This is a genomic window from Streptomyces sp. NBC_01571 (assembly GCF_026339875.1).
Classification (GTDB): Bacteria; Actinomycetota; Actinomycetes; order Streptomycetales; family Streptomycetaceae; genus Streptomyces.
Window position 1 is genome coordinate 7,195,189 of record NZ_JAPEPZ010000001.1, and the last position, 18,910, is coordinate 7,214,098.

An 18,910-nucleotide genomic window follows, 5' to 3' on the forward strand; every position below is an offset into this window, starting at 1 on the left:
CGACCGACCGGATCCGCGCGGTGCGGCGGGTGCCGGTCCGTCGACGACCGGTGCGGAGACTCGCACGCTCGGTCCACCCACACCGACACGGAAAGCGAATCCCATGCCCACCCCTTTCCCCGGGGGCACAGTGTGGCACCGGCCGACGCTTCGAGGGCAGGTGCGCCGGGCCGCGACCCCGGCTGGGCCGGTCTCGTCACGACCACGGTCCCGCGGGCGAATCGGAGCCGTCGGAGCCGGCCGCACCCCGGCCCCCGACGGCTTTGCCCGTTCTTTACAACCCGGTCCGCCGCTGTGTCGTCTCTCCGCCCGATCCACCACACAGCCCCCCGGGTGACCGGGCGGGCGGTCCGAGGAAAGAGAGCGATTCATGCGCCGAACAGTCCTGAGCGCCGTGGCCCTCGCGTGCCTGGCCGTGCCGGTGGGCACGGTGTCCGCGTTCGCCGACGGGGCGAGCCCGAGCACCCGCCCCAGCGCCACCACCGCCCCGGCCCCCAGCGCCGAACCCAGCAGGGCGCCGGGCGGCGACGCCCAGGCCCCGAGTCCCGTACCGAGCCGGGCGTCGACGCCGGGCCAGGTCGCCGTCGTACCGAACGGCGCGCCCGACACCGGTGTGGCGCCGACGTCCACGGGGTCCGGATCGCAGGGCACGCTGATCGGCGGGGGCGCCGCCGCGGTGCTCGTCGGCGGGGGCGCGGCGGTCCTCCTCGTACGCCGCCGGCGGGCGACCGGGGCATGACCCCACCCTCCAGGCGCGCCTTCGCCACCGCTGCGCTGGCCTCGCTGCTCGTGAGCTGCGGTGGCCACCCGGCGGACCGGACCACGACGACCCCGCGCCGGGGAACCACGCCACCGCCCACGCCACCGCCGTCACGGCACTCCGCGAACGCGGCGCGTGCCCTGCGGCGTTCGGTCCCGGTCAGGTTGCGGATCCCGGCCATCGAGGTCGACACCCCGCTCATCCGGCTGGGGCTGACCCCGGGCGGCGGTGTGGAGGTGCCTCCGGTCACGGCAGACGACCGGGCGGGCTGGTACCAGTTCTCGCCGACGCCGGGTCAGACCGGTCCGTCGGTGATCCTCGGTCACGTCACGGTCGGCGCCTACGGGGACGGGGTCTTCCGGCACCTCGGCCGGTTGCGCCGGGGCGACCGTGTCGAGGCGCGTCTGGAGAACGGCACGACGGCGGTGTTCACCGTCGACTCCGTACGCACGGTCGCCAAGGCGGAGTTCCCGGCGGACGCGGTCTACGGGGACGTGGACCGTCCGGAGCTGCGGCTCATCACCTGCGGCGGTCGGCGCACCGGTGACGGCTATCTCGACAACGTGATCGCCTTCGCCACGCTGAGCTCCGCGAGCCGCTGACCCGCGGGGTCCCACGGGCCGCCCCGACCTGTCGGGACCCGTCGGGACCACCGGCCGTCGGCCGGGACCGCCCGTCACCGCCACGGCGACGGACACCGCCACGGCGGCGGACACCGCCACGGCGGCCGAGACACCGCCCCTGCCCCCCCGCCGCCAGGATCCCGGGCCGCTGGACCTTGTGCCGACGGCCCGGGATCCTTCCCCACGAGTGACTTACGACCATGGAGAGCGTTGAAACGGACCCGCGAGAAGGCCGCGTCCGAGCTGTTCGCCGCCCTCTATCCGCGCCTCGCCGGCTGGTGCCGCCGTCTGGTCGACGACGACGAGACGGCCCACGAGATCGCCTCGGAGGCGTTCACCCGGCTCTGGGCCCGCTGGACATCGGTGGCGGAGCCCCGCGGATTCCTCTACGTCACCGCGGCCAACCTCGTCCGGGACCACTGGCGCAAGCTCGAACGCGAACGCAGGGCCGTGCACCGTGCCACCGCGGAGGCCGCCGTGCGCCCGCCGATCGAACAGGCCGATCCCTCGGTACGGCTGCTGGTGCAGTCGCTGCCCGAACGACTGCGCGTCCCGATCCTGCTGCACTACTACGCTGACATGCCGATCCGCGAGGTGTCCGTGCTGACCGGGCGCAAGGAAGGAACCATCAAGGCCGATCTCCACGCGGCCCGAGAACTGCTCCGCGCCCATCTGAGGAGAAGCCTTGATCACACGCCCTGATGACGGTCCGGACTTCGAACCCGACGACCCCCTCGCGGTCATCCTGCGGCCCTCGTCCGACTACCTCGGCCCGCCCGCCGGCCGCTATGCGGCGATCCGCCGCGGTGCGGCCCGCCGCAGACTGCTGCGCGCCGCGGCCGGGGCCGGCCTGACCTGTGCCGTCGCCGCCCTCGTCGCGCTGCCCCTCCGCATGGCGGCCCCCGACACCCCCGTGTCCCCGACCGTCCCCCTCGCCCCGCCGCCCGCGAGCAGTCCGCCGCCCCGGAGCACTCCGCCGGCCGAGCCCGGCCCGTCGGCGTCACCGAGCTCCGTCACGCCCCGCCCCGGCGGGAGGACCCGGACCCGCATCCCCAGCGCCCAGACCGGCCGGCCCACCAGCGGCCGCGCGCCGTCCACGACGCCCCGCCCGACCCTCTCCCCGCCCTCCGCCATACCGACACCCGACCCCGGCCAGACCGTCACCACGAGGGGCGGCACACGGCCGTAACCCACAATCGGCCCGTCGTGCCTCGCCGGCCCGCCTCACATCGGCAGGCGCGGGAACCCCCGGTGCCGGTGTCGGTGCGGATGCCGATGGCGGCGGCGCATCCCGTTGATCCGGTGCGGGAGCCGACGGCGGCTCAGCCCCGGTCGGCCCGGCCCTCGCGCAGCGCGGACAGCGTGTCGACACGGTTCGTGGTGATCGAGTCGACGCCGAGGTCGAGCAGCCGCCGCATGGAGCGCCGGGTGTCCGGGGTCCACACGGACAGCAGATGACCGCCGTGGTGGACCCGGGCGGCGAGGTCCCGGTCGACCAGCGTGAAGCGGTAGTTGAGCCAGCGCGGCCGTACGGCGTCGAGCAGGGCCGGGCGCGGCGGCGCGAGCGTCGTCCAGGTCAGTGCGATCTCCGCGGCGGGGTCGGCGGCGCGCACCGCCAGCATGGCCGGAGCGCCCGCGCAGTAGTACACCCGCTCCTCGGCCCGGCACGAGCGGACGACGTCGACGATCCGGCGGACGACCCGGGCGTCGGGGCCGCCCGGCAGGTCGATCATGACGCGGCCGTCACCGGTCGCCGCGAGGGCCGCTTCCAGCGTCGGCACCCCGCCGGCGGTGAGGCGGCTCACCCCGTCCGCGGAGAGCGTCCGCAGGGGCCGGTCCACTTCCCACAGCCGCTTCAGTGTCTCGTCGTGCAGCAGCACGGGGACGCCGTCGCGGCTGAGCCGTACGTCGATCTCCACGGCGTCCGCGCCCTGTTGGAGCGCGGAACGCAGCGAGTCGATCGTGTTCTCACGGACGCGATAGGGGTCGCCGCGATGGGCGACGGCGGTCACGGTGTGCATGGGCCCATTGTGCAGTGAGCCCATGACGCGGTGGACCTGATCGTGCGACGGTCCCGGTCGGCGAGTGGGTCCGAGGTGGAGCCGGGACGGGACCGTGGGTGTCCGTGGTGCGGTGGGTCAGGGCGCGAGCCACGTCGAGGCGTAGGTGTCGATCTCCTCGGCGAGCCTGGTCTTCCCGGCCGGGTCGAGGAAGGACGCCTCGACGGCGTTCTTGGCGAGCGCGGCGAGACCGAGTTCGTCGAGGTCGAGGAGGCGGGCGGCGACCGCGTACTCGTTGTTGAGGTCGGTGCCGAACATCGGCGGGTCGTCGGAGTTGATGGTGACGAGGACCCCGGCCCGGGTGAACTCCTTGATGGGGTGCTCATCGAGCGTACGGACCGCGCGGGTGGCGATGTTGGAGGTCGGGCAGACCTCCAGGGCGATGCGGTGCTCGGCGAGGTGCGCGAGCAGCTTCGGGTCCTGGGCGGAGCTCGTGCCGTGACCGATGCGCTCGGCCCGCAGGTCGTTGAGCGCGTCCCACACGGTTTCCGGCCCGGTCGTCTCACCGGCGTGCGGAACCGACCGCAGTCCGGCGGCGAGGGCCCGGTCGAAGTACGGCTTGAACTGCGGCCGCGGTACGCCGATCTCGGGTCCGCCGAGCCCGAACGAGACGAGCCCTTCGGGCCGCACCCGGTCCTCGGTCGCGAGCCGCACCGTCTCCTCGGCCGCATCCAGGCCGGCTTCGCCGGGAATGTCGAAGCACCAGCGCAGAACGACCCCGAACTCGGCCTCGGCGGCCTTGCGGGCGTCCTCGATCGCCTCCATGAAGGAGAGTTCGTCGATGCCGCGGCGGGTGGAGGAGTAAGGGGTGATGGTCAGTTCGGCGTAGCGGACCTGCTGCCGGGCCATGTCCCGCGCGACCTCGTAGGTCAGCAGCCGGACGTCCTCGGGGGTGCGGACGAGGTCGACGACGGACAGGTACACGTCGATGAAGTGCGCGAAGTCCGTGAACGTGAAGTAGTCCGCGAGTGCTTCCGGGTCGGTCGGCACCCGGGAGTCGGGGTGACGGGCGGCGAGGGCGGAGACGATGCGCGGCGAGGCGGATCCGACGTGGTGCACATGCAGTTCGGCCTTGGGCAGTCCGGCGATGAAGGCGTGCAGATCACGGGCGTCGCGGTGATCGGTCAAGGGGTCCCTCCCCGGGAACGGCGTCCCCGGAGCATGGTCGGGGGACGCGGGTGATCGGCTGATCGATGACTCGGGGATCATCGTAGGCGGCGGCCCGCGCGGTGTGGGCCCGGGCCCGTAGCATGACGGAACGCACGAAAGAGGGGGACCCATGTCCGACGACGCCCAGGCGCCACAGGCCCCGCGCAACGCCGCCGGGACGCCGTGGGCGTCCCCGGACCACGGGGCCACGCCGTCTCGGCCGGCCGACGCGGCACCGGCCGCCGACCCCGAGGACGCGATACCCGCGGCGGGCCTCGGGCCCTCTTCCCCCTCCGGGCCCCCGGCCCCGGCGTACGACGGCACCACGGACCCCCGGGCCGGACAGGCCGCCCCGGTCGGCTGGCTCCCCGCGGACCCGGCCCCCGCCGCCCGCGCCCCGGAGCCGAACCCCTGGGCGCCGCCCGCGGACCCGGCCCCGTCGTCCGGGTTCGGCGGCGCTCCCGGGCACCCCTCGTTCCCCGCGTCGCCCTCGGTCCCCGCCTCGCCCTCCGTGCACGATCAGCCGACGATGGCCTCGTTCCCCGGCGCCGCGGGCAGCCCGGCCGGGCCTCCCTCCCCGTCCTGGGACAACCCCTTCGCGCCCCCCGGCGGCCACACGCCCTACCCGCGGGCGGCCGCCGGTGAGCCGGTCCCGCCGCCGCCCATCGCTCCCGAGGGCCCCGGCCAGGCCCCGTACGGATACGGATACCCGTCGTACGGACCGCCCGGCGCCGGCCACCCTGGCGTACCCGGCCACTCCGGCGTACCCGGCTACCCCGGCGTACCCGGATATCCCGGCGCGACCGGCTACGGCTGGCCCGGGGTTCCGCTCGCGCCCAGCAACGGCATGGGGACCGCCGGGCTGGTGGTCGGCATCATCTCGGCCGTGGTGTTCTGCCTCTGGCCGGTGGCCTTCGTGCTGGGTGTGCTCGGTGTGATCTTCGGCGTGGTGGGCCGCCGCAGGGCCCGCCGGGGCGAGGCGACGAACCCGGGGCAGGCCCTGGCCGGGATCATCTGCGGAGCGGTCGGTATCGCCCTCAGCATCGGGATGGTCGTGATCTTCTTCTTCGTCCCGGACGACGGCGGCGGCGACTCCCCGTTCACCGGCGACGACGGGTACTCCACCTCACTCGTCGTGCCACGCTGAACCGGCCGGCCCCGCCCTGGCCCACCTCTTCCCGCCGGGTGGGCCGCGCCCCTCAGCCGTCCGTCCCGGCGGGCCGCTCGCGCGCCGCCATCAAGGCGAAGCCGAGCAGATTCGGCCCCCGCCACCGCTCGGGGTCCGACGCCCGTTCGTCGTCCGCAGCGAGCCCGATGCCCCACACGCGGTCCATGGGACTGGCCTCGACCAGCACCCGCTCACCCGTGCCCAGCAGGAACGCGCGCAGACCGGGATGCGCGGTGAACTTGTGGACGCTGCCCTCGACCACGACGGCGAACCGCTCCCGCTCCCACACGGAGTCGTCGAAGCCCCGCACGAGCCGGCCCGCCTTCTTGGCGAGGGCGGGGTTCGGCGCCTCCAGCGCGCGCCGCTCCGCCGCCGCGTCCCCGAAGAGCCGCGCCTTGCCCGCCATCATCCAGTGCTCGGCGGTCGCGTAGGAGACACCGTCGACCACGAACGGCGACGGCCACCACTGGCTCAGACAGCTCGCGCCCACCTGGCCGTCCGGCCGCGGCCGGTGTCCCCAGAAGTGCAGGTACTTGACGCGCGTCCCCGATTCGACCGCGCTGACCAGCGCTTCCCAAGAATCGATCTTCCCCATGCACGCGAGTCTGGCATCCACCACTGACACTCCGTCCCCCCTTTTCCGTGGGGACTCGACACCTGGTCGACAGATTCCGTCGCGTAACCAAAAGGCAACAACGGAATCACTTGTTGGAGTCCCTTAGCTCTGTCAGGATCGGCACTCAAATCGAGCCGGAGCCACGCCGCCCCCGTGGCGACGGGGCGGACGGCGGAGGAGAGCGACATGCACAATCCGGGCCATCGCTTCCAGGCGCAGGACCGTTTCGCCGACGGCGCGCAGTACATCGCGGGCCGGCCGGCCAAGGGCACCTCCGGCCGCACGCACGCGGTCGTCGACCCCGCCACCGGCGACGAGGTCTACACGTACGAACTGGCCGGCACCGCCGACGTGGACGCGGCCGTGGCCGCCGCCCGCGCGGCGTTCCCCGGCTGGGCGGGCGCCACCCCCGGTGAACGGTCCGACTCCCTGCACCGCTTCGCCGCCGTACTGGCCGACCGCGCCGAGGAGTTCGCGCGGGCGGAGTCCCTCCAGTGCGGGAAGCCGCTGAAGCTCACCCGGGAGTTCGACGTCCCGGGGACCATCGACAACACCGCGTTCTTCGCGGGCGCGGCCCGGCATCTGCAGGGCCAGTCGGCGGGCGAGTACTCCGGCGACCACACCTCCTACGTACGCCGTGAACCCATCGGCGTCGTCGGCTCCATCGCGCCCTGGAACTACCCCCTCCAGATGGCCGCCTGGAAGATCCTCCCGGCCGTCGCCGCCGGCAACACGGTCGTCCTCAAGCCGGCCGAGCTCACCCCGCTGACCTCGCTCCTGTTCGCCGAGGCGGCCACGGAGGCGGGAATCCCGGACGGCGTGATCAACATCGTCACGGGAGCCGGCCGCGACGCCGGTGAACACCTCGTCGGCCACCCCGACGTCGCCATGACCTCCTTCACGGGGTCCACCGCCGTCGGCAAGCGGGTCGCCGAGATCGCCACCGCGACCGTCAAGCGGCTCCACCTGGAGCTGGGCGGCAAGGCTCCCTTCGTGGTCTTCGACGACGCGGACCTGGAGGCGGCCGTGCACGGCGCGGTCGCCGGATCGCTCATCAACACCGGGCAGGACTGCACGGCCGCCACCCGCGCGTACGTGCAGAGGCCTCTCTACGAGGAGTTCGTCCGCAGGACGGCCGACCTCATGGCGAGCGTCCGCCTCGGCGACCCGTTCGCCCCCGGCACCGACCTCGGCCCGCTGATCTCGCACGCGCAGCGCGACCGGGTGGCCGGCTTCGTCGACCGGGCCCGCGGCTACGCGCGCGTGGTCACCGGCGGAGAGATCCCGCAGGACCTCAAGGCCGGCGCGTACTACCGCCCCACCCTCGTCGCCGACGCGCCCCAGGACAGCGAGATCGTGCAGTCCGAGATCTTCGGTCCCGTCCTGGTGGTGCTCCCCTTCGACAGCGACGACGAAGGGATCCGGCTCGCCAACGACACCCCGTACGGTCTCGCCGCCTCCGCGTGGAGCCGGGACGTGTACCGGGCGGGCCGCGCCACCCGCGAGATCAAGGCGGGGTGCGTCTGGGTCAACGACCACATTCCGATCATCAGCGAGATGCCGCACGGCGGATACAAGGCGTCCGGCTTCGGCAAAGACATGTCGGCGTACTCGTTCGAGGAGTACACCCAGATCAAGCACGTCATGTTCGACAACACCGCGGTGGCCAGGAAGGACTGGCACCGCACGATCTTCGGGGACCGCTAGCAGAACGGTCCGCCCCATCCGTGGCCGAGACCTCCCGAAAGGGCAGCACGCGCATGAAGCAGTACGAGCCCGACCGCCTGACACCGGCCGAAGCGGCCGCCGTGCGGCGCAGCTTCCGCAACGGACGGGCCGCCATGACCCGCCGTTCCCTGCTGCGCGCCTCCGCGGGCGGCGCGCTCGCCGTGGGGGGACTCGGGGCGCTGAGCGCCTGCGGGATCCCCGCGGCCGGCAAGACACAGGGCGGTGTGTCCGCCGACGACCACTCGGCCAAGGAGAAGGTCGTCGACTTCTCCAACTGGCCCGAGTACATCGACGTGGACGACAGCGGCAAACACCGTCCCACGCTCGACACCTTCACCAAGCGGACCGGAATCCAGGTCAAGTACACCGAGGACATCAACGACAACGACGAGTTCTTCGGCAAGATCCAGCCGCAGCTCGCCGCGGGCCAGGCCACCGGCCGGGACCTCGTCGTGCTCACGGACTGGCTGGCCGCCCGCATGATCAGGCTCGGCTACGTCCAGAAGCTGGACCCGTCCCACCTGCCGCACGCCTTCGCCAACCTGTCGGACCAGTTCCGCACCCCCGACTGGGACCCCGGACGCGCCTACTCGTACCCGTGGCAGGGCATCTCGACCGTCATCGCGTACAACAAGAAGGCGCTCGACGGCATCGAGGTGAAGTCGGTCTCCGACCTGCTCGACAATCCCAAGCTCAAGGGCCGGGTCGGCTTCCTGACCGAGATGCGCGACAGCGTCGGCATGACCATGCTCGACATGGGCAAGGACCCGGCGAAGTTCACGGACGACGACTACGACGCGGTGATCGCCCGCCTCCAGAAGGCCGTCGACAAGGGGCAGATCCGCCGCTTCACCGGCAACGACTACACGTCCGACCTCAGCAAGGGCGACTTCGCCGCGTGCGTCGCCTGGGCGGGCGACATCGTGCAGCTCCAGGCGGACAGTCCCGACGTCGGCTACGTGATCCCCGACAGCGGATACATGACGTCGACCGACAACATGCTCATCCCGAACAAGGCGCGTCACAAGACGAACGCGGAGCGGCTCATCGACTACTACTACGAGTTGGAGCCGGCCGCGGAACTCGCCGCCTACATCAACTACGTGAGCCCGGTCGCGGGAGTGCAGCCCTATCTCGCCAAGATCGACAAGTCGGCGGCGGACAACCCGCTGATCGTTCCCGACAAGGCCATGCAGGCCAAGTCCCACGCCTTCCGCTCCCTGAGCTCGAAGGAAGAGACGGCCTATCAGCAGAAGTTCGCGAAGCTCACAGGGGCGTGACGACGATGAACACCACGGACAACAGCGGCGACGTCCGCCTCTCCGGAATCAGCAAGACCTACGGCTCCTTCACCGCCGTGCAACCGCTCGACCTGACCGTGCCGCAGGGCTCGTTCTTCGCCCTGCTCGGCGCTTCCGGCTGCGGCAAGACCACGACCCTGCGCATGATCGCGGGCCTGGAGGAACCCTCCTCCGGCACCGTGTTCCTCGGCGACCAGGAGGTCACCCATCTGCCGCCCTACAAGCGGCCGGTGAACACCGTCTTCCAGTCCTACGCCCTTTTCCCGCACCTCGACATCTTCGAGAACGTCGCCTTCGGCCTGCGCCGGCGCGGCATCAAGTCGGTGAAGAAGCAGGTCGGGGACATGCTCGACCTCGTCCAGCTCGGCGAGCAGGCGCGCAAGAAGCCGCACCAGCTCTCCGGCGGCCAGCAGCAGCGCGTCGCGGTGGCCCGCGCGCTGATCAACCACCCCAAGGTGCTGCTCCTCGACGAGCCTCTCGGCGCCCTCGACCTCAAGCTGCGCCGTCAGATGCAGCTGGAGCTCAAGCGCATCCAGACCGAGGTCGGTATCACCTTCGTGCACGTCACGCACGACCAGGAGGAGGCCATGACCATGGCCGACACGGTCGCCGTGATGAACGCGGGCCGCGTCGAGCAGCTCGGCGCCCCCGCCGACCTCTACGAGAACCCGAACACCACCTTCGTCGCGAACTTCCTCGGCACCTCGAACCTCATCGAGGCCGAGGTCGACTCCAGGAACGGCGACGAGATCGTGCTGAAGGCGGGCGGCGGGAAGCTCGTGCTCCCCGAGGCCCGCTGCGCGGCGCCCACGACGACCGGCGGCAAGGTCCTGGTCGGCGTGCGCCCCGAGAAGATCTCGCTCACCCACGCCGACGACGCCGGCGAGATCCCGGCCGGCCGCAACCGCATCACCGGCAAGATCGCCGACTCCAGCTTCATCGGCGTCTCCACGCAGTACGTCATCGACAGCGCCGTCTGTCCCGAGTTCGAGGTCTACGCCCAGAACATCGACCGCGACCCCCGGCTCACCCCCGGCGCCGACGTCGTCCTGCACTGGAGCCCGGCGCACACCTTCGGGCTGGACGCGGCGCAGGACATCGACGCGGGTGTGGAGAGCGTCGAGGAGGAGGCCGCCTGATGGCCACTGTCACCGAGGCGCCGCCTCTCGCGCCGCAGCCGGAGAACAAGCCGCCCCGCAGACGCGGCCGCCTCGTCCCGTACTGGCTGCTCCTGCCCGGCATCCTCTGGCTGCTGGTCTTCTTCGCGCTGCCGATGGTCTACCAGGCCTCCACGTCCGTGCAGACGGGCTCCCTGGAGGAGGGCTTCAAGGTCACCTGGCACTTCCAGACGTACTGGAACGCGCTGTCCGACTACTGGCCCCAGTTCCTGCGCTCGGTGCTCTACGCCGGTGCCGCCACGATCCTGTGCCTGCTGCTCGGGTATCCGCTGGCGTACCTGATCGCCTTCCGGGCCGGCCGCTGGCGCAACGTCGTGCTGATCCTCGTCATCGCGCCGTTCTTCACCAGCTTCCTGATCCGCACGCTCGCCTGGAAGACGATCCTCGCGGACGGCGGTCCGGTCGTCGGCGCCCTCAACACGCTGCACGTCCTGGACGTCACCAACTGGCTCGGCTTCACCGCGGGCGACCGGGTCCTCGCCACCCCGCTCGCGGTGGTCTGCGGTCTGACGTACAACTTCCTGCCGTTCATGATCCTGCCGCTCTACACCTCGCTTGAGCGCATCGACGGACGGCTGCACGAGGCGGCCGGCGACCTGTACGCGAAGCCGTTCACCACCTTCCGCAAGGTCACCTTCCCGCTGTCGATGCCCGGAGTGGTCTCCGGCACCCTGCTCACCTTCATCCCGGCCAGCGGCGACTACGTCAACGCGGACCTGCTCGGCTCCACGGACACCCGCATGGTCGGCAACGTCATCCAGACGCAGTTCCTGCGGATCCTCGACTATCCGACGGCCGCGGCGCTCTCCTTCATCCTCATGGCCGCGATCCTCATCCTGGTCACGCTCTACATCCGCAAGTCCGGGACGGAGGATCTGGTCTAAATGGCCTTCGTACGCTGGTTCAAGAGGAATCTCGTCGTCATCGCGGGACTGGTCACCCTCGGATATCTGCTGCTGCCGAACGTGATCGTCACGGTCTTCTCCTTCAACAAACCGAAGGGGCGCTTCAACTACGAGTGGCAGCAGTTCTCCACGGACGCCTGGCGCGATCCGTGCGGGGTCGCCGACATGTGCGGATCGCTCTCCCTCAGCCTCCAGATCGCCGTCTGGGCGACCCTCGGGGCCACCGTCCTCGGCACGATGATCGCCTTCGCGCTGGTCCGCTACCGCTTCCGGGCGCGCGGCGCGGTGAACTCGCTGATCTTCCTGCCGATGGCGATGCCCGAGGTCGTGATGGCCGCCTCGCTGCTGACGCTCTTCCTCAACCTGGGCGCCCAGCTGGGCTTCTGGACGATCCTGATCGCCCACATCATGTTCTGCCTCAGCTTCGTCGTGACGGCCGTCAAGGCGCGCGTGATGTCGATGGACCCACGCCTGGAGCAGGCGGCCCAGGACCTGTACGCGGGTCCGGTGCAGACCTTCCTGCGGGTCACCCTGCCCATCGCCGCCCCCGGAATCGCCGCGGGCGCACTGCTCGCCTTCGCGCTCTCCTTCGACGATTTCATCATCACCAATTTCAACGCCGGCTCGACCGTCACCTTCCCCATGTTCGTCTGGGGTTCGGCGCAGCGCGGAACACCCGTTCAGATCAATGTCATCGGTACGGCCATGTTCGTCGTCGCCGTACTGTTCGTCCTGGTCGGAATGGTCATAGGTAATCGCCGCAACAGGCAAAAGGCGTAATCGCAAGTAATCCGTAGGGAGTTGAAATCATGGCCCCGAGCGCCATGACCCGTTGGACCACGTCTCTTTCCGAAGCCCGGCCGGTCCCGTACTGGCTGGACGACCCCGGCAAGCCCCACCCCGAGCCCGCCCTCACCGGCGCCGAGACCTGCGACCTGCTCGTCGTCGGCGGCGGCTACAGCGGACTGTGGACCGCGCTGCTCGCCAAGGAGCGCGACCCGCGGCGCGAGGTGGTGCTCCTGGAGGGCCGCGAGGTGGGCTGGGCCGCCTCGGGCCGCAACGGCGGATTCTGCGCCGCGTCGCTGACCCACGGTCTGGCCAACGGGCTCACCCGCTGGCCGGACGAGATCGGGAAGCTGGAGGAACTGGGCGCCCGCAACCTCGACGCGATCGAGGAGGCCGTCGCCCGCTACGGACTGGACTGCGACTTCGAGCGCACCGGCGAGATCGACGTCGCCACCGAGCCGCACCAGGCCGAGGAACTCCGGGAGTGGTACGAGGAACTGCGCGGCCGGGGTCTCGCGGACGGCGTGGAGTTCCTGGACGCGGCGGCGGTCCGGGACCAGGTCGACTCGCCGACCTTCCTGGCCGGTCTGTACGACCGCCGCGGCGTCGCCATGCTGCACCCCGCGAAGCTCGCCTGGGGTCTGAAGCGTGCCTGCCTGCGGCTCGGGGTGCGGGTGTACGAGCACACCCCCGCGCTCGCCCTGAAGGCGCACGGCGCCGGTATGGCCGTACGGACCCCCTACGGCTCCGTCCGTGCCCGCCGGGTGGCCCTCGCCACCAACATCTTCCCGAACCTGGTCAGGCGGGTGCGGTCGTACACCGTCCCGGTCTACGACTACGCGCTGATGACCGAGCCGCTGACCGCCGACCAACTGGCCTCCGTCGGCTGGAAGAACCGCCAGGGGCTGGGGGACTCGGCGAACCAGTTCCACTACTTCCGGCTCTCGTCCGACAACCGGATCCTGTGGGGCGGCTACGACGCGATCTACCCGTACGGCGGCCGGGTGCGCGCCGAGTACGACGACCGCCCGGAGACCTACGCGAAGCTCGCCGGGCACTTCTTCACGTGCTTCCCGCAGCTGGAGGGCGTCCGCTTCACCCACGCCTGGGGCGGCGCGATCGACACCTGCTCGCGTTTCTCGGCCTTCTTCGGCACCGCGCACCGCGGCCGGGTCGCGTACGCGGCCGGCTACACGGGGCTCGGGGTCGGCGCGACCCGGTTCGGCGCGGACGTGATGCTCGACCTGCTCGCCGGGGAGCGCACGGAGCGCACCGAGCTGGAGATGGTCCGCAGGAAGCCGCTGCCGTTCCCGCCCGAGCCGTTCGCCTGGACCGGCATCGCGCTCACCAAGTGGTCGCTCGCGCGGGCGGACGCGCACGGCGGGCGGCGCAATCTGTGGCTGAGGGCCATGGACCGGCTGGGGCTGGGCTTCGACAGCTGAGGCCCGCACCGGTGACCACAATCGGTGATCACCGGGGCGCTTCGGAGTGCCGTTGATCCACAGGCGTACGCCCAGCTCACCCATTGTGATCCGGTTCACCACCACCGGATGGCCGAACCCGCGTAATGCCCGGCCCGAACCTCGCTCTCCCCTCTGACGCGGCCAGCGTCGACACGAGGAGAGAGGGAGGTTCCGCCATGACAGGGGCCAAGACGGCGGTCGAATGGCTGGCATCCGTGGCGCCGGATCCCGAGGCCTGCCGCTGGGAGTGGGAGCGCAATCCGGCGGGGGTCGCGCTGCTGCCGGCCGGCCGGCTCTGGGACGTGCTGATCCTGCCGGGCCGGCTCGGCTACCCGACGCTCGACGTGCTCACCCGGGTGATCGACCAACCGGGCCCGGTGCTCGTCGACTTCGGTGATGCCCGGATGGGCTTCTTCGTGCCGCCGGGCACCGCGGCGCGCTGGCTCGGCACGGGGGTGCGCACGGCGGGGCACGGCACCTGGATCGTGGTGCCGTACCCGGGCCGGCTGACCGGCGGGGTCCGCTGGCTGGTCCCGCCGGACGGCACCGGAACGCTCACCGATCCGGCATTGCTCGAACTGGCCATGCACGAGGCGGCCGCGGGTCTCGCCGGAAACGAGAACCGACAGTGACCACGGGACCGGACCCGGCCGCCCACGGAAGCCGCGCCGACCGGCAGAGGTCTTGACAACCAGATTGGTCTGGACCAAGTTGGGCGCGCTCCACCCTCCTGAATTCCCCCATGCCTGGAGGCAGTTGTGGAACGCACCGAACACAGAGGCCCCAACAGACCGCTGCCGCTCCGCCGGAGGCTGCTCGCCGTCTGCACGGCCACCGTGCTGGCCCTGCCCGGCCTCGCCGCACTCTCGACGGCCGCCCGTGCCGCCGACGCCGACCTGGTCAGGAACGGCGGCTTCGAGACGGGCCTCGACGGCTGGACCTGTACGGCGGGTGCCGTCGTGAAGACACCCGTCAGGAGCGGCGGTTCGGCGCTCCAGGCGACCCCGGCCGGCAGCGACAACGCGCAGTGCTCGCAGACGGTGACCGTGAGACCCGACTCCTCGTACACCCTCGCCGGATACGTCCGGGGCAGCTATGTCTACCTCGGAGCGAGCGGCACCGGCACCACCGACGTCTCCGCCTGGACCCAGTCCGCGCCCGACTGGCAGCGCCTGACCACCACCTTCCGCACCGGCCCGACCACCACCCGGGTCACGGTCTACACCCACGGCTGGTACGGCACCGGCGCGTACTACGCCGACGACCTCTCCCTCGTCGGCCCCGGCGCCGACGCGGGGCAGCCCCCGGCCGCGCCCACCGGCCTGACGGCCGGCACCGTCTCGTCCTCGACCGTCGCCCTGTCCTGGTCGCCGGTGACCGGCGCGACGGGCTACTCCCTCTACCGCGACGGTGTCAGGGTCCAGACGGCCACCGGGACATCGGCCACCGTGGGCGGGCTCGCGCCCTCGACGGCGTACGCCTTCCAGGTCGCCGCGACGAACGACGCGGGCGAGTCCGCGAAGTCGGCCACGGTGACGGCGACGACCTCCGCCGGTTCCGGTGGATCGACCGGGCTTCCCCCGCACGCCCTCGTCGGCTACCTCCACGCGAGCTTCGCCAACGGCTCCGGGTACACCCGCATGGCCGATGTCCCCGACAGCTGGGACGTCATCGACCTGGCCTTCGGTGAACCGACCTCCACCACGTCCGGCGACATCCGCTTCACCCGCTGCCCGGTCGCCGAATGCCCCACGGTCGAGAGCGACGCCGACTTCAAGGCGGCGATCAGGGCCAAGCAGGCCGCGGGCAAGAAGGTGCTGATATCGATCGGCGGGCAGAACGGCCAGGTCCAGCTGACCACCGCGGCCGCTCGCGACACCTTCGTCTCCTCGGTCTCGAAGATCATCGACACCTACGGTCTCGACGGCCTGGACATCGACTTCGAAGGGCACTCGCTCTCCCTGGACGCGAGCGACACGAACTTCAAGAGCCCGACGACTCCGGTGATCGTGAACCTGATCTCCGCGCTGAAGACCCTGAAGGCCAGGTACGGCTCCGGGTTCGTCCTCACGATGGCCCCGGAGACCTTCTTCGTCCAGCTCGGCTACCAGTACTACGGCACGGGCAAGTGGGGCGGCCAGGACCCGCGGGCCGGCGCGTACCTCCCGGTGATCTACGCCCTGCGCGACGACCTGACGCTCCTGCACGTCCAGGACTACAACTCCGGCCCGATCATGGGTCTCGACAACCAGTACCACTCCATGGGCGGCGCCGACTTCCACATCGCCATGACCGACATGCTGCTCACCGGCTTCCCGGTCGCGGGAGACACCGGCAACGTCTTCCCGCCGCTGCGCCCCGACCAGGTCGCCATCGGCATGCCGGCCTCGGTGAACGCGGGCAACGGCTATGTGTCCCCGGCGGAGGTGGACAAGGCGCTGGACTGCCTGACGAAGCGGACGAACTGCGGCGCGTACGCGCCCCACGGCACCTGGCCCGGACTGCGCGGCCTGATGACGTGGTCGGTCAACTGGGACCGGTTCGCGGGCTGGCAGTTCCAGCGGAACTTCGACGGCTACTTCGGCTGACGCTCCGGTCGGGGAACAGGGCCGACGCCGTGAGCAGCACCGCGCACAGGCACCAGCTCGCCAGGACGTCCAGCGGCCAGTGGTACCCGCGGCGCACCAGGCCGAAGGCGACCGCCAGGTTCAGGGCGAGGCAGAGCCCCAGCAGTGCGCGGCGGGCGCGGGCGGTACGGAGTCGCGGAAGGAGGAGCAGGGTCGCGGAACCGTAGGCGACGACGGCCGTCGCGGTGTGACCCGAGGGGTAGAAGCCCGTACCCGGGCCCATGACCGGTGGGCCCGGGCGGGCGACGAGTTCCTTCAGCGGCACGATCACCGCCGGTAGGACCGCCATCGGCACCGCCGCGACGGCCGGGGCGCGCCACCAGCGTTCCCGTCCGGCCGCGCGGGCGGACAGCGCCACGTACCCGAGGGTGACGGCCAGCACCGGTACCGCGACGGGCACGCCGCCCAGGTCGGCGAGGAGTTCGGAGAAGCGGTCCGGGTGGACCAGGGAGCGGCTGAGGCGCTCGTCCGCGCGGGCGAGGGGGCCGTGGGCCACGACCTGCCAGGTGATCAGCGCGAAGAGGGCGGCCGGAAAGCCGAGCAGCGCCAGGAGGCCGGGAAGGCCGAGGAGGAAGGTCGGCCGCCCCGGAACAGGGGGGGTGGTTCCGAGGCGGCCGTCCAGACCGGATCGTCGCGCGCCCCGGGGGGTTTGGGGCGGGCGACTGTCCGATCGGTGAGAAGATCCGGAGCCGGAAGCTCCGGGTGTGTGCGCGAGGGCACGACCAGGGCGAAGCTGGGGAGGCCTCGACCCTGTGTCGCCCACAGTCCCCTGTGGGCGGGGTGTTTCTCTCATCTGGGTAGAACCTACGGCAGGGGATGCGGCACCGACAGTCGCAAACGCGTCCTCTCATCCACCTCGCACACCTTCTTCACACGCTCTGCCCCCCGCCGCACCCGCCGCGGAACGAAGCGGAATCCGCCGTCGGCGGCCCGCCGGGCTCTGTTGCGGGTGCGGCGGCTGACGTCAGATGCGGGAGAAGGCCTGCTCGATGATGTCGAGGCCCTCGTTGAGGAGGTCCTCGCCGATGACCAGCGGGGGCAGGAAGCGGAGGACGTTGCCGTAAGTGCCACAGGTCAGGACCAGCAGGCCCTCCTGGTGGCAGGCCTTGGCGAGCGCGGCGGTCGCCTCCGGGTTCGGCTCCTTGGACGCGCGGTCCTTCACCAGCTCGATGGCGATCATGGCGCCGCGGCCCCGGATGTCGCCGATGACGTCGAACTTCTCGGCCATGGCGGCCAGCCGGGCCTTCATGACCGACTCGATGTTCTTCGCCTTGGCGTTGAGGTCGAGCTCCTTCATGGTCTCGATCGCGCCGAGCGCGCCCGCGCAGGCCACCGGGTTGCCGCCGTAGGTGCCGCCCAGGCCGCCCGAGTGCGCGGCGTCCATGATCTCGGCGCGGCCGGTCACGGCGGCGAGCGGCAGACCGCCCGCGATGCCCTTGGCGGTGGTGATCAGGTCGGGGACGATGCCCTCGTCCTCGCACGCGAACCACTGGCCGGTGCGGCAGAAGCCGGACTGGATCTCGTCCGCGACGAAGACGATGCCGTTGTCCTTGGCGAACTGGCTGATGGCCGGCAGGAAGCCCTTCGCGGGCTCGATGAAGCCGCCCTCGCCGAGCACCGGCTCGATGATGATCGCGGCCACGTTGTCGGCCCCGATCTGCTTGTTGATCATGTCGATGGCCTGCGCGGACGCCTCGGCGCCGGCGTTCTCCGGGCCGGTCAGCCAGCGGTAGCCGTAGGCCACCGGAACCCGGTAGACCTCGGGCGCGAACGGGCCGAAGCCGTGCTTGTACGGCATGTTCTTGGCCGTCAGCGCCATCGTGAGGTTCGTCCTCCCGTGGTACCCGTGGTCGAAGACGACGACCGCCTGGCGCTTGGTGTACGCACGGGCGATCTTGACGGCGTTCTCGACGGCCTCGGCGCCCGAGTTGAACAGCGCCGACTTCTTGGCGTGGTCGCCCGGCGTCAGCTCCGCCAGCGCCTCCGCGACGGCGACGTACCCCTCGTACGGCGTGACCATGAAACAGGTGTGGGTGAAGTCCTGGAGCTGGGCGGAGGCCCGGCGTACGACGGCCTCGGCACTCGCGCCGACCGACGTCACGGCGATGCCGGAGCCGAAGTCGATCAGGCGGTTGCCGTCGACGTCCTCGATGATGCCGCCGCCGGCGCGCGTGGTGAAGACCGGGAGCACCGAGCCCACGCCGGCCGCGACCGCGGCGGTACGGCGGGCCTGCAGCTCCTGCGACTTCGGGCCGGGGATGGCGGTGACGACGCGGCGCTCCTGCGGAAGTGCGGTCATGAGGGGCTCCCTGATGATCTTGCGAACCGGACGGTCCCCGGCGGACGGGGCGCCGGGCGGGTGTTTTCGGACGCTTGACTTCTTTCTTCGCAGGCTAGGGCCGGCCCTCGAGGGAAGGCATGCTCCATGTGGGCGTTGTCGGAAGGATCGGTTGTCCGTCGTGGACATAGAGGGAGGGCAGCAGGGTGCGGACCTGTACACCGTGGACAGGGGCACCCCTGGGCGGAGGCACCGCGCACAGCGGGAG

Annotated in this window: 17 protein-coding genes and 1 pseudogene; 13 read left to right on the top strand and 5 right to left on the bottom strand. The window is 71.4% G+C overall.

Going from position 1 to position 18,910, the window contains the following annotated elements:
* Positions 1–370 precede the first annotated feature (370 nt).
* The 4 genes from OHB41_RS32490 to OHB41_RS32505 all read left to right on the top strand — a co-directional run bounded on the left by OHB41_RS32490 (position 371) and on the right by OHB41_RS32505 (position 2,572).
* On the top strand, positions 371–739 hold the full coding sequence (locus tag OHB41_RS32490) for a Tat pathway signal sequence domain protein (protein ID WP_266701751.1): 369 nt from the start codon (positions 371–373) through the stop codon (positions 737–739).
* A complete protein-coding gene (locus tag OHB41_RS32495) occupies positions 736–1,362 on the top strand; it encodes a class F sortase (protein ID WP_266701753.1) in 627 nt (208 codons plus the stop codon). The genes OHB41_RS32490 and OHB41_RS32495 overlap by 4 nt, the downstream gene beginning before the upstream one ends.
* Before the next feature lie 231 nt (positions 1,363–1,593).
* Positions 1,594–2,085: an RNA polymerase sigma factor gene (locus OHB41_RS32500; protein WP_266701755.1), complete on the top strand. Its 492-nt coding sequence runs from the start codon at positions 1,594–1,596 to the stop codon at positions 2,083–2,085.
* Positions 2,069–2,572 carry a hypothetical protein gene (locus tag OHB41_RS32505; protein WP_266701757.1) on the top strand — a complete coding sequence of 168 codons (504 nt, stop codon included), beginning with the start codon at positions 2,069–2,071 and terminating at the stop codon, positions 2,570–2,572. The genes OHB41_RS32500 and OHB41_RS32505 overlap by 17 nt, the downstream gene beginning before the upstream one ends.
* Positions 2,573–2,705: 133 nt before the next feature.
* Here OHB41_RS32505 and OHB41_RS32510 read toward each other — a convergent pair whose 3' ends face one another.
* Together OHB41_RS32510 and OHB41_RS32515 are read right to left on the bottom strand one after the other, a co-directional pair.
* Positions 2,706–3,404 carry a glycerophosphodiester phosphodiesterase gene (locus OHB41_RS32510; protein ID WP_266701759.1) on the bottom strand — a complete coding sequence of 233 codons (699 nt, stop codon included), beginning with the start codon at positions 3,402–3,404 and terminating at the stop codon, positions 2,706–2,708.
* A gap of 117 nt (positions 3,405–3,521) precedes the next feature.
* Positions 3,522–4,695, bottom strand: a pseudogene (locus OHB41_RS32515) (adenosine deaminase).
* A gap of 27 nt (positions 4,696–4,722) precedes the next feature.
* Here OHB41_RS32515 and OHB41_RS32520 point away from each other — a divergent pair.
* Positions 4,723–5,739, top strand: a complete 1,017-nt coding sequence (locus OHB41_RS32520; protein WP_266701763.1) for a DUF4190 domain-containing protein — start codon at positions 4,723–4,725, stop codon at positions 5,737–5,739.
* A 52-nt stretch (positions 5,740–5,791) separates the two neighbouring features.
* Here the strand turns inward: OHB41_RS32520 and ybiA are convergent, their stop codons facing one another.
* Entirely contained in the window at positions 5,792–6,355 is a 564-nt protein-coding gene (gene ybiA / locus OHB41_RS32525) for a riboflavin biosynthesis intermediates N-glycosidase (protein ID WP_266701765.1), read from the bottom strand.
* Positions 6,356–6,562: 207 nt separating this feature from the next.
* Here ybiA and OHB41_RS32530 point away from each other — a divergent pair, with 207 nt between their 5' ends.
* The 8 genes from OHB41_RS32530 (at position 6,563) to OHB41_RS32565 (ending at position 16,325) form a co-directional block, all read left to right on the top strand.
* Positions 6,563–8,083: a gamma-aminobutyraldehyde dehydrogenase gene (locus OHB41_RS32530; RefSeq protein WP_266701767.1), complete on the top strand. Its 1,521-nt coding sequence runs from the start codon at positions 6,563–6,565 to the stop codon at positions 8,081–8,083.
* A gap of 53 nt (positions 8,084–8,136) precedes the next feature.
* On the top strand, positions 8,137–9,384 hold the full coding sequence (locus OHB41_RS32535; protein ID WP_266701769.1) for an ABC transporter substrate-binding protein: 1,248 nt from the start codon (positions 8,137–8,139) through the stop codon (positions 9,382–9,384).
* Complete coding sequence (locus OHB41_RS32540) at positions 9,381–10,544, top strand: ABC transporter ATP-binding protein (protein WP_266701771.1); 1,164 nt, start codon at positions 9,381–9,383, stop codon at positions 10,542–10,544. Before OHB41_RS32535 ends, OHB41_RS32540 begins: the two co-directional genes overlap by 4 nt.
* On the top strand, positions 10,544–11,467 hold the full coding sequence (locus OHB41_RS32545) for an ABC transporter permease (protein ID WP_266701773.1): 924 nt from the start codon (positions 10,544–10,546) through the stop codon (positions 11,465–11,467). The genes OHB41_RS32540 and OHB41_RS32545 overlap by 1 nt, the downstream gene beginning before the upstream one ends.
* Entirely contained in the window at positions 11,468–12,268 is an 801-nt protein-coding gene (locus tag OHB41_RS32550) for an ABC transporter permease (RefSeq protein WP_266701775.1), read from the top strand.
* Between the two features lie 29 nt (positions 12,269–12,297).
* The gene (locus OHB41_RS32555; RefSeq protein WP_266701777.1) at positions 12,298–13,716 is read left to right on the top strand and encodes an NAD(P)/FAD-dependent oxidoreductase; all 1,419 of its coding nucleotides are present in this window, start codon (positions 12,298–12,300) and stop codon (positions 13,714–13,716) included.
* Between the two features lie 197 nt (positions 13,717–13,913).
* Positions 13,914–14,369, top strand: coding sequence for a hypothetical protein (locus OHB41_RS32560; RefSeq protein ID WP_266701779.1), 456 nt, complete (start codon positions 13,914–13,916; stop codon positions 14,367–14,369).
* Positions 14,370–14,495: 126 nt separating this feature from the next.
* The gene (locus tag OHB41_RS32565) at positions 14,496–16,325 is read left to right on the top strand and encodes a chitinase (RefSeq protein WP_266701781.1); all 1,830 of its coding nucleotides are present in this window, start codon (positions 14,496–14,498) and stop codon (positions 16,323–16,325) included.
* Here OHB41_RS32565 and OHB41_RS32570 read toward each other — a convergent pair.
* Positions 16,264–17,157: a phosphatase PAP2 family protein gene (locus OHB41_RS32570; RefSeq protein WP_526024988.1), complete on the bottom strand. Its 894-nt coding sequence runs from the start codon at positions 17,155–17,157 to the stop codon at positions 16,264–16,266. The genes OHB41_RS32565 and OHB41_RS32570 overlap by 62 nt on opposite strands.
* A 171-nt stretch (positions 17,158–17,328) precedes the next feature.
* Positions 17,329–18,663, bottom strand: coding sequence for a 4-aminobutyrate--2-oxoglutarate transaminase (gene gabT, locus OHB41_RS32575; RefSeq protein WP_266701785.1), 1,335 nt, complete (start codon positions 18,661–18,663; stop codon positions 17,329–17,331).
* Positions 18,664–18,910 lie beyond the last annotated feature (247 nt).

Excerpts from the sequence above, each read along its gene's own strand:
- OHB41_RS32490 (WP_266701751.1), top strand. The coding sequence starts at position 371 with ATGCGCCGAACAGTCCTGAGCGCCGTGGCCCTCGCGTGCCTGGCCGTG.
- OHB41_RS32495 (WP_266701753.1), top strand. The coding sequence starts at position 736 with ATGACCCCACCCTCCAGGCGCGCCTTCGCCACCGCTGCGCTGGCCTCG.
- OHB41_RS32510 (WP_266701759.1), bottom strand. The coding sequence starts at position 3,404 with ATGCACACCGTGACCGCCGTCGCCCATCGCGGCGACCCCTATCGCGTC.
- OHB41_RS32520 (WP_266701763.1), top strand. The coding sequence starts at position 4,723 with ATGTCCGACGACGCCCAGGCGCCACAGGCCCCGCGCAACGCCGCCGGG.
- ybiA (WP_266701765.1), bottom strand. The coding sequence starts at position 6,355 with ATGGGGAAGATCGATTCTTGGGAAGCGCTGGTCAGCGCGGTCGAATCG.
- OHB41_RS32530 (WP_266701767.1), top strand. The coding sequence starts at position 6,563 with ATGCACAATCCGGGCCATCGCTTCCAGGCGCAGGACCGTTTCGCCGAC.
- OHB41_RS32535 (WP_266701769.1), top strand. The coding sequence starts at position 8,137 with ATGAAGCAGTACGAGCCCGACCGCCTGACACCGGCCGAAGCGGCCGCC.
- OHB41_RS32545 (WP_266701773.1), top strand. The coding sequence starts at position 10,544 with ATGGCCACTGTCACCGAGGCGCCGCCTCTCGCGCCGCAGCCGGAGAAC.
- OHB41_RS32550 (WP_266701775.1), top strand. The coding sequence starts at position 11,468 with ATGGCCTTCGTACGCTGGTTCAAGAGGAATCTCGTCGTCATCGCGGGA.
- OHB41_RS32555 (WP_266701777.1), top strand. The coding sequence starts at position 12,298 with ATGGCCCCGAGCGCCATGACCCGTTGGACCACGTCTCTTTCCGAAGCC.
- OHB41_RS32560 (WP_266701779.1), top strand. The coding sequence starts at position 13,914 with ATGACAGGGGCCAAGACGGCGGTCGAATGGCTGGCATCCGTGGCGCCG.
- OHB41_RS32570 (WP_526024988.1), bottom strand. The coding sequence starts at position 17,157 with ATGAGAGAAACACCCCGCCCACAGGGGACTGTGGGCGACACAGGGTCG.
- gabT (WP_266701785.1), bottom strand. The coding sequence starts at position 18,663 with ATGACCGCACTTCCGCAGGAGCGCCGCGTCGTCACCGCCATCCCCGGC.